Source organism: Kribbella sp. C-35, from assembly GCF_046549195.1.
In the GTDB taxonomy this organism is placed as follows: domain Bacteria; phylum Actinomycetota; class Actinomycetes; order Propionibacteriales; family Kribbellaceae; genus Kribbella.
The window spans coordinates 529,502-542,748 of sequence record NZ_JAJPWG010000001.1; the positions used below are offsets into that span (position 1 = coordinate 529,502).

Annotated in this window: 15 protein-coding genes; 5 read left to right on the forward strand and 10 right to left on the reverse strand. The window is 67.7% G+C overall.

The genetic code is table 11. From position 1 onward, the window contains the following. Positions 1–35: 35 nt before the first annotated feature. Both ACLJOO_RS02695 and ACLJOO_RS02700 read left to right on the forward strand, forming a co-directional pair. Positions 36–566 (forward strand): hypothetical protein, encoded by a 531-nt coding sequence (locus ACLJOO_RS02695; protein WP_410785154.1) that lies wholly within the window; start codon positions 36–38, stop codon positions 564–566. After that, positions 538–1,056 carry a hypothetical protein gene (locus tag ACLJOO_RS02700; protein ID WP_410785155.1) on the forward strand — a complete coding sequence of 173 codons (519 nt, stop codon included), beginning with the start codon at positions 538–540 and terminating at the stop codon, positions 1,054–1,056. The genes ACLJOO_RS02695 and ACLJOO_RS02700 overlap by 29 nt, the downstream gene beginning before the upstream one ends. Here the strand turns inward: ACLJOO_RS02700 and ACLJOO_RS02705 are convergent. Further along, positions 1,053–1,742, reverse strand: coding sequence for a DUF1707 domain-containing protein (locus ACLJOO_RS02705; RefSeq protein ID WP_410785156.1), 690 nt, complete (start codon positions 1,740–1,742; stop codon positions 1,053–1,055). The genes ACLJOO_RS02700 and ACLJOO_RS02705 overlap by 4 nt on opposite strands. A gap of 128 nt (positions 1,743–1,870) precedes the next feature. Between ACLJOO_RS02705 and ACLJOO_RS02710 the strand changes: the two genes are divergently transcribed. Then, positions 1,871–3,538, forward strand: coding sequence for a fumarate hydratase (locus tag ACLJOO_RS02710; protein ID WP_410785157.1), 1,668 nt, complete (start codon positions 1,871–1,873; stop codon positions 3,536–3,538). Between the two features lie 53 nt (positions 3,539–3,591). Continuing rightward, entirely contained in the window at positions 3,592–4,014 is a 423-nt protein-coding gene (locus ACLJOO_RS02715; RefSeq protein WP_410785158.1) for a nitroreductase/quinone reductase family protein, read from the forward strand. A gap of 1 nt (position 4,015) precedes the next feature. On the opposite strand, the gene ACLJOO_RS02720 is transcribed toward ACLJOO_RS02715, so the two are convergent. The 7 genes from ACLJOO_RS02720 to ACLJOO_RS02750 all read right to left on the reverse strand — a co-directional run bounded on the left by ACLJOO_RS02720 (position 4,016) and on the right by ACLJOO_RS02750 (position 9,060). Then, a complete protein-coding gene (locus ACLJOO_RS02720) occupies positions 4,016–4,174 on the reverse strand; it encodes a hypothetical protein (RefSeq protein ID WP_410785159.1) in 159 nt (52 codons plus the stop codon). 67 nt (positions 4,175–4,241) lie between these two features. Continuing rightward, positions 4,242–4,910 (reverse strand): DUF402 domain-containing protein, encoded by a 669-nt coding sequence (locus ACLJOO_RS02725; RefSeq protein ID WP_410785161.1) that lies wholly within the window; start codon positions 4,908–4,910, stop codon positions 4,242–4,244. Between the two features lie 8 nt (positions 4,911–4,918). Beyond that, positions 4,919–6,322: a class II fumarate hydratase gene (locus tag ACLJOO_RS02730; RefSeq protein WP_410785162.1), complete on the reverse strand. Its 1,404-nt coding sequence runs from the start codon at positions 6,320–6,322 to the stop codon at positions 4,919–4,921. 85 nt (positions 6,323–6,407) lie between these two features. Continuing rightward, complete coding sequence (locus tag ACLJOO_RS02735; RefSeq protein ID WP_410785163.1) at positions 6,408–7,052, reverse strand: hypothetical protein; 645 nt, start codon at positions 7,050–7,052, stop codon at positions 6,408–6,410. Further along, on the reverse strand, positions 7,052–7,204 hold the full coding sequence (locus ACLJOO_RS02740) for a response regulator transcription factor (protein WP_410785164.1): 153 nt from the start codon (positions 7,202–7,204) through the stop codon (positions 7,052–7,054). The genes ACLJOO_RS02735 and ACLJOO_RS02740 overlap by 1 nt, the downstream gene beginning before the upstream one ends. After that, complete coding sequence (locus tag ACLJOO_RS02745) at positions 7,197–7,712, reverse strand: response regulator transcription factor (RefSeq protein ID WP_410785165.1); 516 nt, start codon at positions 7,710–7,712, stop codon at positions 7,197–7,199. Before ACLJOO_RS02745 ends, ACLJOO_RS02740 begins: the two co-directional genes overlap by 8 nt. Further along, on the reverse strand, positions 7,705–9,060 hold the full coding sequence (locus ACLJOO_RS02750; protein ID WP_410785166.1) for a sensor histidine kinase: 1,356 nt from the start codon (positions 9,058–9,060) through the stop codon (positions 7,705–7,707). The genes ACLJOO_RS02745 and ACLJOO_RS02750 overlap by 8 nt, the downstream gene beginning before the upstream one ends. On the opposite strand from ACLJOO_RS02750, the gene ACLJOO_RS02755 reads away from it, so the two are divergent. Next, positions 9,041–10,618, forward strand: a complete 1,578-nt coding sequence (locus ACLJOO_RS02755) for an alpha-L-fucosidase (protein WP_410785167.1) — start codon at positions 9,041–9,043, stop codon at positions 10,616–10,618. The two genes, ACLJOO_RS02750 and ACLJOO_RS02755, sit on opposite strands and share 20 nt — an antisense overlap. A gap of 4 nt (positions 10,619–10,622) precedes the next feature. Here ACLJOO_RS02755 and ACLJOO_RS02760 read toward each other — a convergent pair whose 3' ends face one another. Continuing rightward, positions 10,623–11,324: a hypothetical protein gene (locus tag ACLJOO_RS02760; RefSeq protein ID WP_410785168.1), complete on the reverse strand. Its 702-nt coding sequence runs from the start codon at positions 11,322–11,324 to the stop codon at positions 10,623–10,625. Between the two features lie 172 nt (positions 11,325–11,496). Then, positions 11,497–12,828: a PhoH family protein gene (locus ACLJOO_RS02765; protein WP_410785169.1), complete on the reverse strand. Its 1,332-nt coding sequence runs from the start codon at positions 12,826–12,828 to the stop codon at positions 11,497–11,499. Positions 12,829–13,247 lie beyond the last annotated feature (419 nt).

Sequence of the window (13,247 nt, forward strand, 5' to 3'; positions counted from 1 at the left end):
GCTCCGGGGGTGGAGTTTAAGGGCTGGGGGCCGACATGACCGTCATGGGTGAGCGACTACCCGAGGCCTGGATGGTCGAGATGCACCGCAACGGCCGCGTCGAGTTCCCGCTCCGCCGCTGGTCGTTCCTGCAGTTTCCCGTGCTGCTGTTGCTACCCATGGGCCTCATGGGCGCGAGCGGCATCCCGAACATGCTCGACCGCGGATGGCGCGTGCTCGCCTACCTGCTGATCACGATGTACGCCGCGTTCGTGGTCGCGATCATCTGGCAGCTCATCACCCAACGCCCGACCCTCGTCATCGACCACCGAGGCATCCACCTGGGCCGGCGCCGCTCCATGCCCTGGGCCCAAATCGGCTCCATCGGCCCCGTCTCCGGCCCAAAACCGTCCCGCCAACTCCAAATCCACCCGAAAAACGTCTGGGCCAAAAACCTCACCCTCACCCAGCAACACGCCAACGACCTACAAGCCCTCCAAACCTGGCTCCAACAGGTCCTCGAGGATCAGCGCCATTCGGAGACCCCACAGGACGACGATGACCCCGATCGGCGACGGGCCCACTGAGGTCTGGACCGCCGAGCTGCGGCGGGCCGGCCGGGTCGTCTTTCCACTCCGGCGCCGACCGGTGCTGCGGCAAGGCGTGTCCGGCCCGATTGTGCTGCTGTTTCTCACCAGTACGGAACTGCCGCGTGCGCTGAGGAGCGGCGGTCCCTGGCCGGTTCTGGCCGTCGGCGTCATGACGGCCTGCGTGGCCGGCGCGTCCTTCGGTATCTGGCAACTCGTGACCCTGCGGCCGTTCCTGACCGTTGACATGTCCGGCATCCGGCTCGGGCACAGGCGGTTCATGGCCTGGGACGAGATTGGCGCCATCGCCGAACCCGACGGGCCGCCGGGCGACCGGTTCTTCGTCGTCAGCGCGAGGGTCGGCAGGAGAAAGCTCCGGCCCGGCGAAGATCACGTGCGCAACGTGCCGGCGTTCAGGTATTGGCTGTCCGCCCTGCTCGAGGAACGCCGGCGGGAGGCCGAGGTCGATCCTCCCGCGGCGGCGGGCTAGGTGAGGCCGAGGCGTTTGGAGAGGCGGGGGCCTCGTTTGATTTTGATTTCGCCGAGGATGGCGGTGCCGCGGATGTGGAAGCGTTTGGGGGCGGCGGGCTGGGCGTTCGGGTCGGGGACGGCTTTGAGGCCGGCTTCCTGTTCGGAGACGGAGCCGAGGATCGGGTTGCTGTCCAGGAGGACGATCGCGTTCTGCGGGACCCGGATCTTCACGTCGGCGAGGATCGACTTCACGTCGATCGTGATCTCGTCGAACGGGATCTGCGCCTCGGTGTAGTCGAGCGTGACGTCGCCGAGGACCGCGTTCACCTCCTGGCGCTGCGGGACCAGCCAGCTGCCCATCCGCTTGGACTCGGACATGAACACGTTGATCACCGGCCCGGTCTCCACCAGCGCGCCGCCGTACTGCGGGGTGGTGGCCGGCACGCTCTGCGCGCGCGGGCCGGTCGGCAGGTCGGCGGTCAGCTCGACCAGTTCGCCGTACGTCTTGGAGGCGTACAGCGTCTCGAGCCGGTCCTCGAGCTCGGTGTAGGACAGCCGGCCCTCGCCCGCGGCGTCGCGGAGGATGTCGGCGACCTCCTCCCGCTCGAGGTCGGACACCCGCCGTCGCAGCGCCGGATCGTCACCGCCCTGCGCGGGCACGACATCCTGCGGGCGGTTCTCCTGGGGAACGTCATCCTGGGCCACCCCAAAACCATACGCGCGCCCACCCCCGCCCGCAGACCCGTTTCCTCCCCGATTCACCCCTGATCCGACCCCTGAGGGCATGTCCTAGGCTTTGGATATCCAGTCCAGTCTGTGTGGAGGTATGCCCGGTGTCTGCCGACTTCAACTACTCCGATCTGTTGCCATTGGGTGCCGACGAGACGGAGTACCGGCTGCTGACGACGGAGGGTGTCAGCACGTTCACCGCAGGCGATCGGACGTTCCTGCAGGTCGAGCCGGAGGTCCTCCAGGCGCTGACCGCGGAGGCGATGCACGACATCTCGCACTACCTGCGGACGGCGCACCTCGCGCAGCTGCGGCGGATCATCGACGACCCGGAGGCGTCCGGGAACGACCGGTTCGTCGCGCTCGACCTGCTGAAGAACGCGAACATCTCCGCGGGCGGCGTACTCCCGATGTGCCAGGACACCGGCACCGCGATCGTGATGGGCAAGAAGTCCGAGGGCGTCCTCACCGGAGCGGTCGACGAGGAATGGATCAGCCGTGGCGTGTACGACGCCTACACCAAGCTGAACCTGCGCTACTCGCAGATGGCCCCGCTGAACATGTGGGACGAGAAGAACACCGGCTCCAACCTCCCGGCGCAGATCGAGCTGTACTCGACCCCGGCCGGCTCGGGCGACCCGGCGTACAAGTTCCTGTTCATGGCCAAGGGCGGCGGCTCCGCGAACAAGTCGTTCCTGTACCAGGAGACGAAGGCGGTCCTGAACCCGGCGCGGATGATGGAGTTCCTGGACGAGAAGATCAGGTCGTTGGGTACGGCGGCCTGCCCGCCGTACCACCTGGCGGTCGTGGTCGGCGGCACGTCGGCCGAGTTCGCGCTGAAGACCGCGAAGTACGCCTCCGCGCACTATCTCGACACGCTGCCGACCACGGGATCGCCGGTGGGCCACGGGTTCCGGGACGTGGAGCTGGAGGAGGAGGTCTTCAAGCTCACGCAGGAGTTCGGGATCGGGGCGCAGTTCGGCGGGAAGTACTTCTGCCACGACGTCCGCGTCATCCGGCTGCCGCGGCACGGCGCGTCCTGCCCGGTCGCGATCGCGGTGTCGTGTTCGGCGGACCGGCAGGCGCTGGCGAAGATCACGCCGGAGGGTGTGTTCCTCGAGCAGCTCGAGCGCGACCCGGCGCGGTTCCTGCCGGACACCACCGACGAGCACCTGTCCGACGACGCCGAGGTCGTGCGCATCGACCTGAACCGGCCGATGAGCGAGATCCGCGACGAACTGTCCAAGTTGCCGGTGAAGACGCGGCTGTCGCTGAGCGGTCCGCTGGTGGTGGCGCGGGACATCGCGCACGCGAAGATCAAGGAGCGGCTGGACGAGGGCGAGCCGATGCCGTCGTACCTGCGGGACCACGCGGTGTACTACGCGGGGCCGGCGAAGACGCCTGAGGGTTATGCGTCGGGGTCCTTCGGGCCGACGACGGCTGGGCGGATGGATGCGTACGTCGATCAGTTCCAGGCGGCCGGCGGGTCGTTCGTGATGCTTGCTAAGGGCAACCGGTCGGCGAAGGTGACGGCGGCGTGCAAGGAGCACGGCGGGTTCTACCTCGGGTCGATCGGCGGGCCGGCGGCGCGGCTCGCGCAGGACTGCATCAAGTCCGTCGACGTGATCGAGTACCCGGAGCTCGGCATGGAGGCGATCTGGAAGATCCAGGTGGAGGACTTCCCGGCCTTCATCGTCGTCGACGACAAAGGCAACGACTTCTTCACCGACACTCGGAAGCCCGTTCCGCTGACGGTGCGCCCCCGCAGCTGAGTGGTTGACGTGGTGGGGTGATCGCCGGACCCTCGCAGGTGGGGGTGGTTGCGATGGGGCAGCGGATGTTGCGGGTGGGGAACCGGATCGGCGTGTGGATGTACAAGACGCTGGACGGGCGGTGGGCGAGTGGGAGCAAGGACGTGCATGTCCTGATGCTCACCACCCCCGGCCGCCGCACCGGCGTACCGCGGTCGACGTGTGTGCGGTACGTCGATACGCCCGACGGCCTGCTCGTCTGGGGTACCGGATCGGGCTCCCGCCGGGACCCGGACTGGTTCCGCAACCTCCGCGCGGCGCAGACCACCGACGTCCAGATCGGCGCCGCGCACACGACCATGCGCGCGCGGGAACTGACCGATCCCGAACGGAACACCGTCTGGACGGACGTCATCCTCCGCGAGGACCCGCGGATCGCCCGGTTCGCGGCGAAGGCCCAGCGGACGATCCCCGTCGCCGTACTGAAACCGGCCTGACTCAGCCGGCTTTGGTGTCGACGGCCTCAGGCAGTTTGAGCATGAGCATCTTCGCGGCCTGGACGAGGTCGGCTTCATTGTGGCCGAAGGCCTGGAGGTAGCTCCTGAGCGCGGATCGCAGTAGCTGGAGCTCCTCCGCTTGCAACTCGATGGTGTACATATCTCCAAGCTAAGTCCGTACCGGTCAGTTGCAACCGCTCGTGACCCACCTGTTGTCAGCCGCTGTTTCAGGCGCTGTGGAGCTCCTCCGCGATCAGGTCGGGCTGGTGGGTCGTCGGCGCGACGGGCAGTCGCCAGGTCGGCGGCGCGGACCAGGACTGCCAGTCGTCGGAGAACGGTGACGTCCAGGCCTCGACATCGCGGATCGCCGCGTGCGCGTCGGCGACGATCTGCTCCGCCTCGGCCGCGGTGAAGCGCCCTGCGGTGACGGCGCCCTCCAACTCGTCCTCGTCCTTCCACTCGATGCGGCGGTCCGGGTTGATCCAGAGGTCCAGCACATGATCGACAGTGCTGGTACGGCGGGACGCCCAGTCGCGCACATGCTCACGCTCGAGGTTCACGTACCACCCGCGGAAGGTCCCGTCCGCGTCCCAGAAGTACCAGACCGACCACGGCTTCCCGGGCGGTGACACCTTGAGGATCCCGGTCCCGCGCCAGACGTCGAGCTTCAGCACCCGCTCCTCGGTGAACATCCCGACTGGACCGGCGTGTCGCATCTCCCGCCCGTCGGCGAGGACCGGTCTGAGCAACGGCGTACCCGGCGCGAGCCAGGCGACCAGCCCGTCCGCGTCGTCACGCACGACCGTCATCGGCCGCACGTTCGGCTTGTCCACATGCCGTCCGGTGCCCTCGTACACCCACTCGATCGTCGTCCCCGGCTCCCAGTACTGCGTCACTCCACCAGTCACGACTGCGCCGGCCGGGTCATGGACAGTACGTCGAGGGCCGCGTCCAGCTGCTCCTCGGTCAGGTCTCCCTTCTCGACGTGACCGTTCTCGATCACGACCTCGCGGATCGTTTTCCCTTGTTTCAAAGCACTCTTGGCGACGGCGGCCGCGTTCTCGTACCCGATGTAGCGGTTCAGCGGGGTCACGATCGACGGTGACGACTCGGCCAGCGCGCGGGCGTGGTCGACGTTCGCCGTGATGCCGTCGACGCAGCGGTCGGCGAGCAGGCGGGAGCTGTTCGCCAGCAGGCCGATGGATTCGAGCAGGTTGCGCGCGATCACCGGCAGCATCACGTTCAGCTCGAAGTTGCCTCCGGCACCGGCCACGGTGATCGCGGTGTCGTTGCCGATCACCTGGGCGGCGACCATCAACGTCGCCTCGCAGATCACCGGGTTCACCTTGCCCGGCATGATGCTCGACCCGGGTTGCAGGTCCGGCAGCGCGATCTCGCCGAGCCCGGCGCGTGGCCCGGAACCCATCCAGCGCAGGTCGTTGCAGATCTTCGTCAGGCTGACGGCGATCGTCTTCAGCTGCCCGGACAGCTCGACCAGCCCGTCACGAGCACCCTGAGCCTCGAAATGGTCCTCGGCCTCGGTCAGCTCCAGCCCGGTCCGGCGGTTCAGCTCGGTGATCACCGCGGCCGCGAACCCGGGCGGCGTGTTGATCCCGGTCCCGACCGCCGTCCCGCCGAGTGGCAGCTCGGCGACCCGCGGGAGCGTCGCCCGCACGCGCGCGGCGCCGCGGCGGATCTGTTGCGCGTAGCCGTTGAACTCCTGGCCGAGCGTCACCGGGGTCGCGTCCATCAGGTGCGTCCGCCCGGACTTCACCACCTCGGCGAACTCGGATCCCTTACGGGACAGGGAATCCGCGAGGTGCTCCAGCGCCGGCAGCAGCTCTTGAACGACGCCGGCCGTGGCCGCGACGTGGATCGCCGACGGGAAGGTGTCGTTGCTGGACTGCGACGCGTTGACGTGGTCGTTCGGGTGCACATCCGCGCCGAGCGCGCCGGTGGCCAGCGTGGCCAGGACCTCGTTGGCGTTCATGTTCGTCGACGTACCCGAACCGGTCTGGAAGACGTCGATCGGGAACTCCGCGTCGAACTCCCCCGCGGCCACCCGGTCCGCGGCGGCCGCGATCGCGGCCGACCGGTCCGCGTCGAGCACCCCGAGCGAGGCGTTCACGACCGCGGCCGAGGCCTTGATCTGCGCAAGCGCGTGCACGAGCGCCGGCGCCAGCGGCCGCCCGGAGATCGGGAAGTTCTCCACCGCACGCTGCGTCTGCGCCCGCCACAACGCGTCCCGAGGCACCTTGACCTCGCCCATCGTGTCGTGCTCGATCCTGAACTCCGCGTCATCACCCATACCAAAAAGAGTACGTCGATCGGCACTGTCCGAACGCCCTGACCGACAAGCTGTGGACAACGACACAACCCTCGTGTGACGTGGACTACGAGCTGCCTTGATAGACGTAGTACAGCTCGGGGCGGCCCTGTAGTTCGACCGGGACGGGTTTGACGTCGCAGGTGCCGAAGACCGCGCTGACGGCTGCTTCCAGGGCGGCTGACGCGGACGAGGACCAGACGGTCAGGGCGCCGTCGGGGCGGAGCTTGGTGCGGCAGGTGGTGAGGAAGTCGGACGAGTAGATGGCCGAGTTCTCGTTGTAGACAAGGAAGTCCGGGCCGTTGTCGACGTCGAGCAGGATGGCGTCGACGGACGCGTCGGGGAGGTCCGTGACGACCGCCCGCACGTCACCGACCACCACACCGACGCGAGGGTCGTCGAGGATCGACGGGACCAGGCCGGAGCGCATCCAGGACACCACGTCCGGCTCAATCTCCGCGACGATCACCTGACCGAGGCGGGGATCGGCCAGCAGCGCCCGGACCGTGTACCCAAGTCCCAGCCCACCGACAAGCACCCGGTCAGGGTGACGCACCGCCTCCAGCGCAGCCGACGCCAGCAGTTGCTCGCTCGACGTCTCCTGGTCGTCCATCACGAAGACGCCGTTGACCCGCAACTCCAGCGCCCCGTCGTCACGTCGACGCAGTACCAGCTCGCCCCGCGGGCTGAGCGCTCGTGCCAGCTCCGCCATCACACCAGCCCAGCGTCGTGGGCCAGCAGAGCGAGCTGCACGCGGTTGGTGAGCTGCAGCTTCGCGAGGGAGTTCGTCAGATGCGTCTTCACCGTGGCGACCCCGACCTCCAGCGCAGCAGCCGCTTCCGCATTGCTCCTGCCCTCAGCCACGGCCAGTACGACGTCCCGCTCCCGCTCCGTCAACTGCGCCAGCGCCGCGAGTGCCGTCGTACGGCGACCGTCCTGGTCGACTGCACCCACGTGGTCCAATCAGCTGCCGCGTGGACTGTGGTGACAGCACAGACTCGCCAGATGCCACCTTCACCACAGCGGCAACGATCTCAGCCGGTGCAGCGTCCTTGAGCAGGTACCCCGACGCACCGGCACGCAGTGCGCGCAGCAGAGCCTGATCCGACCCGAACGTCGTCAGCATGACCACCTCCGGCGCATCAACTCGCCTACGGATCGCAGCAGTCGCAGCAACCCCGTCCAGCACCGGCATACCGATGTCCATCAGTACGACGTCCGGCCGCACGTCACGTACCGCATCGACCGCCTGCTGCCCGTCGGCGGCCTCACCGACCAGCTCCAACTCCGGCGCACCGCCCAGCATGCTGGACAGTCCCGCCCGGACGAGTGGGTCGTCGTCGACCAACAGCAGCCGGACCGGTTCACTCACGCCCGTCATCGTAGGCCACCCACGGCAGCCAGCACGCCAGCCGGAACTCACCATCTGCCGTCGGCCCGTGCTCGAACCGCCCACCGGCCAGGGATGCGCGCTCTGCCAACCCGATCAGCCCCACACGCGAACCCGGACCGGCCGCACCGGGCTCCAACCGGTTCGACACCGCCACCGACAGACCGGCACCTGCGGTACCGCTCACCGCGACCCGAACTACCTGATGAGGAGCATGTTTCCGTGCATTTGTCAGCCCTTCCTGGATGATCCGGTACGCGTGCCGCCCGATCGAGTCCGGCACCGCACCGAGCTCAGCCGCCACCTCCAGCTCGATCTGCATCCCAGCAGCCCGTGACTCGGCCACCAGCTCGTCCAGCTCGGCTATGCCCCGCCGTGGCCCGTCAGCGGTGTGCTGAGACCGCAGTACGCCGACAATCTCGCGCAGGTCGTCCACGCAGTCGCGTGCGCTGGACCGGATCACACCAGCGGCACGTGACAGCTCAGCGGACGGCATGTCCGGTCGGAACTCCAGGGCGCCCGCGTGCATGCTCAGCAACGACAGGCGATGCCCGAGCGCGTCATGCATCTCCCGCGCAATCCGCTCCCGCTCCAGCCGCTGCCCCTGCTCAACACGCAACTGCTGCTCCGACTCGGCCCTGACCGCACGCTCGGTCAGTGACGCCATCAGCTGCCGCCTGGTCCGGATCACGATCCCCCAGGCGACCAGCACCAGACATGCGAGCGCAGTGAGCGTCACAGCGATCCAGTAGCCATTGGGCACGTCAGCAACTGGATAGAGCCAGAACTGCACCATGCAGGACGCCATCGCCACCACAGCCAGCGAGAGGCTGACAGCGGGCCGACGGTGCACTGCGACATTGAACAGCGCCAGACCGCCGGCTGCGCCCACTGACGGCACCAGAGTGGACGCCAGGATCATCAGCACCGCCAGACCGGTCGGCCAGCGCCGGCGGAGCAGTAGCGAGAGCGCACCGGCGATACACAGCGACACGTCCAGCCAGTGCGGCAGCGGACCGACCCGTGGCTGCGGCTCCACGTCCCCCACTGCCAGCAGCCCGACCAGGAACGCGATCAGGACGCAGGCGACGTCCACCACCCGATCCCGCGGCGTCAACCGTCCGTAGCCCGGCGCAGCACGCGATCCGGGCGCGATCAGCGCTGCGAAGATCCCCGTGTCCACCTGACCGACGGTAGCGCCTGGCCAGCCCAGCGCGAGACTTTCGGTGGAGGCGGCGGTCCGCCGGATGATGATCACGACGTACCGCGGGCTGATCCGCAGGACCGGCGTACGACGGCAGGATTGCAGCATGATCCTTGCCAAAAGCATCTTCCGCAGGGTCGGCAAGTTCCTCCTGCGGTTCGCCCTGGTGGTCGTCGTACTGGTGCTGATCTTCGCCGGCGGCTCCGCGGTCTGGACGTGGCAGGACGACCGCAAGGCCGAGATGACGACCGACGGGCCGTACGAGGCCACCGTGGAGTCGCTGAACAAGCATCCGCTGCCGAAATGGTTCGCCGACGCGAAGTTCGGGATCATGATCCACTGGGGCCTCTACTCCGTGCCGGCTTTCGCGCCGAAGGGCACCACGTTCAGCAAGCTGCTCGAGACGCAGTACGGGAACGCGATGACCCACAACCCGTACGCCGAGGACTACGCGAACGCGATGAAGGACCCGAAGTCGCCGACCGCGAGCTATCACCGCGAGCACTACGGCAGTGCGCCGTACAGCGACTTCACCAAGCAGTTCGACGCCGGTCTGGCCAACTGGAACGCGGACCGGTGGGCTGCGCAGTTCAAGGCGGCCGGAGCGTCGTACATCGTGGTGACGGCCAAGTACGCCGACGGGTACTCGCTGTGGCCCACGAAGGTCCGCAACCCGCACGCACCGGACTTTCACGCCGAGCGGGATCTGATGGGTGAACTGGCAGCGGCGGTCCGCAAGCAGGGCCTGAAGTTCGGCGTCTACTACTCCGGTGGGGTCGACTGGACGTTCCAGCGCAAGACCGTGAAGACACTGGGCGACTACGCCTACCTGCACTACGGGGAGGACTACCGCGAGTACGCCGTGGCTCAGGTGCGCGAGCTGATCACGCGGTACAAGCCGGACATCCTGTGGAACGACATCGCCTGGCCGACCGGCTCCAGGCGCCTCTACTCGGTGCTGGCGGACTACTACAACACCGTGCCGGAGGGTGTCGTCGACGACCGCTGGAGTACGGCGTCGTTCGGCCGGCAGGTGATGAGCGCGAAGCCGATGCGCTGGGGGTTCGACCAGTTCATGAAGGGCCTGTTCAAGCTGCCCGGTGTGGCGGACAGCATCAACACCCAGAAGCCCGCTCCGCACAGTGACTTCCGGACACCGGAGTACACGGACTTCGACACCGTCCAGGACAAGTTCTGGCAGCAGGACCGCGGTATCGGCGGCTCGTTCGGCTACAACCGCGAGGAGAACGACCAGGACTACGCCAAGTCGACCGATCTGATCGCATCACTCGCCAAGGCGGCAGCCAACAACGGTGCGCTGCTGCTGAACGTCGGACCGAGTGGTGGCGACGGTGCGATCGTCCCGGAGCAGCTGAGCAGGCTCACTGACATCGGAGCCTGGCTGAAGGTCAACAGGGAGGCGCTGGACGGCACCCGGCCGTGGACGCGCTCGTCCGCGACCACCACGTCCGGAGACCAGGTGATGTTTACTCAGAAGGGCAAGACGGTATACGCCGTCGTACTGGGCCTGCCGAAAGGGGACATCGTCATCAAGGACGTCCAGCTGAGCGGTCAGGCGGCGCGTGTGGGCGGGAACCCGGTCACGCTGACGGCATCCGGTCAGGGCACCCTGCTGAAGGGCGCCGGCGACGGGAGCTACGGTCCGGTGTTCCGGATCGAATGACGGGTCAGTACCAGCCCTTGGCCTGGGAGTGGCCCCAAGCGCTGCAGGGCGAGCCGTAGGTGGCTTCGATGTAGTCCAGGCCCCACTTGATCTGGGTGACCGGGTTGGTCCGCCAGTCCTTGCCGTACGCCGCCATCCGGTTGCCGGGGAGCGCCTGCGGGATGCCGTACGCCGTCGACGTCGGGTTGTCGGCGCTGACCTTCCAGCGGGACTCCTTGTTCCAGAGCTTCTCCAGGCAGCTGAACTGGCTCTGACTCCAGCCGTGGTCGGGGAGGAGGTTCATCGCGACCTCCTTCGGCGTGCCCTCGTACTTCTTCCGCTCGGCGTCCCGGCTGGCCCGCTCCTCGCTCGACGAGCGCTGGGCCTCCCGAAGTGCCTGATAGCGCAGCAAAGCGGCGTTCTTGGCCTTCATCTTCACCGCGGCCGCGTCCTGCGTCGCGATGCGTTGCTGCTCGATGGCCTCGACCTGGTTCCGCATCCGGACCGCCTCGGCGGCGATCTCGGCGGCCGACTGCGGCTTGGCCGACGGCGTGGTCGCGGAAGGGATGGCCTTCCCACTGTTCAGCACGGCCATCTCGGCCCGCCCGGACACCTTCTCCGACGCACTGCTGCTCCCAGGAGAGCTGAAGAGGTCGATACCGGCGACAACGGAAACCACGGCGATTCCGGTCACTGCGAGAACCGCGACGGAGCGCTTCGCTTTCATCTGTCCTTCCGAGAAAACCCGACCCCCGTCGGCTGCAACGAGAACATACTCTGGCGTAAACCGTCCGTGATCACAAGCAGGTCACGAACGAACGGTGCGGTCGCCGCGTGGCGACCGCACCGTTCTTACCTCTGCTTTACAGATGCTTATTACCTATCCGTACGAACACTCCTTACAACTGCAGGTCATCGAGCATCTCGGTGACCAGCGCCGCGATCGGCGACCGCTCCGAGCGGGTCAGCGTGACGTGCGCGAACAGCGGGTGCCCCTTCAGTTGCTCGACCACCGCGACCACACCGTCGTGCCGGCCGACCCGCAGGTTGTCCCGCTGCGCCACGTCGTGGGTGAGCACCACCCGCGAGTTGGCGCCGACCCGCGACAGCACCGTGAGCAGTACGTTCCGCTCCAGCGACTGCGCCTCGTCGACGATCACGAACGCATCGTGCAGCGACCGCCCGCGGATGTGGGTCAGCGGCAGCACCTCGAGCATGCCCCGGTCGATCACCTCGTCGATCACGTCATTGCTGGTCAGCGCGCCGAGCGTGTCGTACACGGCCTGGGCCCACGGCCCCATCTTCTCGGCCTCGCTGCCCGGCAGATATCCGAGCTCCTGCCCGCCGACCGCGAACAGCGGGCGGAAGACGATGACCTTCTTGTGCTGGCGGCGTTCCATCACCGACTCGAGGCCGGCGCACAGCGCGAGTGCGGACTTACCCGTACCGGCCCGGCCGCCGAGCGAGATGATCCCGACGTCAGGGTCCAGCAGCAGATCGAGCGCGACCCGCTGCTCCGCGGACCGGCCGCGGATCCCGAACGCCTCCCGGTCGCCGCGGACCAGCCTGATCCGCTTGTCCGGCATCACCCGGCCGAGCGCGCTGCCCCGGTCGGACAGCATCACCAGCCCGGTGTGGGTCGGAAACTCGCCGGCCTCCGTCAGCTCGATCGCGCCGTTCTCGTACAGGTCGTCGACGACGTGCGTCTCGACCTCGAGTTCCGCCATACCGGTCCAACCGGACTCGAGCGTGAGCTCGGCGCGGTACTCCTCGGCGATCAGGCCGCACGCCGACGCCTTGACCCGCATCGGCAGGTCCTTCGAGACCAGCGTGACGTCCTTGCCTTCGGCCATGAAGTTGCAGGCCACGGCAAGGATCCGGCTGTCGTTGTCACCGAGCCGGAAACCGGCCGGCAAGGTCTCCGGGTCGGTGTGGTTCAGTTCGACCCGGAGAGTTCCACCCTTCTCCCCCACTGGCAGGGGCGCGTCCAGTCGTCCGTGCAATATCCGGAGCTCGTCGAGCAGGCGTAACGCCGTACGTGCGAAATAGCCGAGTTCCGGGTGATGCCGTTTGGCCTCCAATTCGGTGACGACGACCACCGGAACGACCACCTCGTGCTCGTCGAACCGCAGTAACGCATGCGGGTCGGAGAGGAGCACCGAGGTGTCCAGCACGAAGGTGCGCTGGTCCGGTGTTGATGAGGTACTTGACGCCTTGGCGTGGATGGCCATGTCGCACGTCCTCTTCTAGGCCGTGACGTACACCCTCGCCCCGGCCCGCCAGTGGTTAGGTGATGGGTCGGGTGCCGCCCTCGGGGTCCGGTGTTGACCCCGTCCGCGCCGCCGCGTACGCGGCAACGGCGATCAGTGAGCTCGAGACCTGAGGTCTCGGGTACTCCGTTCGGCCCCTCATGGGGCAACCGGCTGGAACGAGATTCTCAAACTGATCGGGCCTCCCGTGACAGCCGGCTTCCCCTCCGACCGTCAATGTCAGGGTAGGAGCCTCCTGCAAACGGCGCAGCCCGACACGCCCGGCCACGGGGTTAACACGGTGTTACGCCTTCCCCCCACCCGAGGGAGCCGGGTCACTCCGCCGGGTGATCCGGTACGCCGGGTCACCGGGCGAGGCTCGATTCATGACGAAGAACTGG

Bases quoted from the DNA above. Each gene is read 5' to 3' on its own strand.
- ACLJOO_RS02695 (WP_410785154.1), top strand. From the start codon at position 36: ATGACCGTCATGGGTGAGCGACTACCCGAGGCCTGGATGGTCGAGATG.
- ACLJOO_RS02700 (WP_410785155.1), top strand. From the start codon at position 538: ATGACCCCGATCGGCGACGGGCCCACTGAGGTCTGGACCGCCGAGCTG.
- ACLJOO_RS02715 (WP_410785158.1), top strand. From the start codon at position 3,592: ATGGGGCAGCGGATGTTGCGGGTGGGGAACCGGATCGGCGTGTGGATG.
- ACLJOO_RS02720 (WP_410785159.1), bottom strand. From the start codon at position 4,174: ATGTACACCATCGAGTTGCAAGCGGAGGAGCTCCAGCTACTGCGATCC.
- ACLJOO_RS02730 (WP_410785162.1), bottom strand. From the start codon at position 6,322: ATGGGTGATGACGCGGAGTTCAGGATCGAGCACGACACGATGGGCGAG.
- ACLJOO_RS02735 (WP_410785163.1), bottom strand. From the start codon at position 7,052: ATGGCGGAGCTGGCACGAGCGCTCAGCCCGCGGGGCGAGCTGGTACTG.
- ACLJOO_RS02755 (WP_410785167.1), top strand. From the start codon at position 9,041: ATGATCCTTGCCAAAAGCATCTTCCGCAGGGTCGGCAAGTTCCTCCTG.
- ACLJOO_RS02750 (WP_410785166.1), bottom strand. From the start codon at position 9,060: ATGCTTTTGGCAAGGATCATGCTGCAATCCTGCCGTCGTACGCCGGTC.
- ACLJOO_RS02760 (WP_410785168.1), bottom strand. From the start codon at position 11,324: ATGAAAGCGAAGCGCTCCGTCGCGGTTCTCGCAGTGACCGGAATCGCC.
- ACLJOO_RS02765 (WP_410785169.1), bottom strand. From the start codon at position 12,828: ATGGCCATCCACGCCAAGGCGTCAAGTACCTCATCAACACCGGACCAG.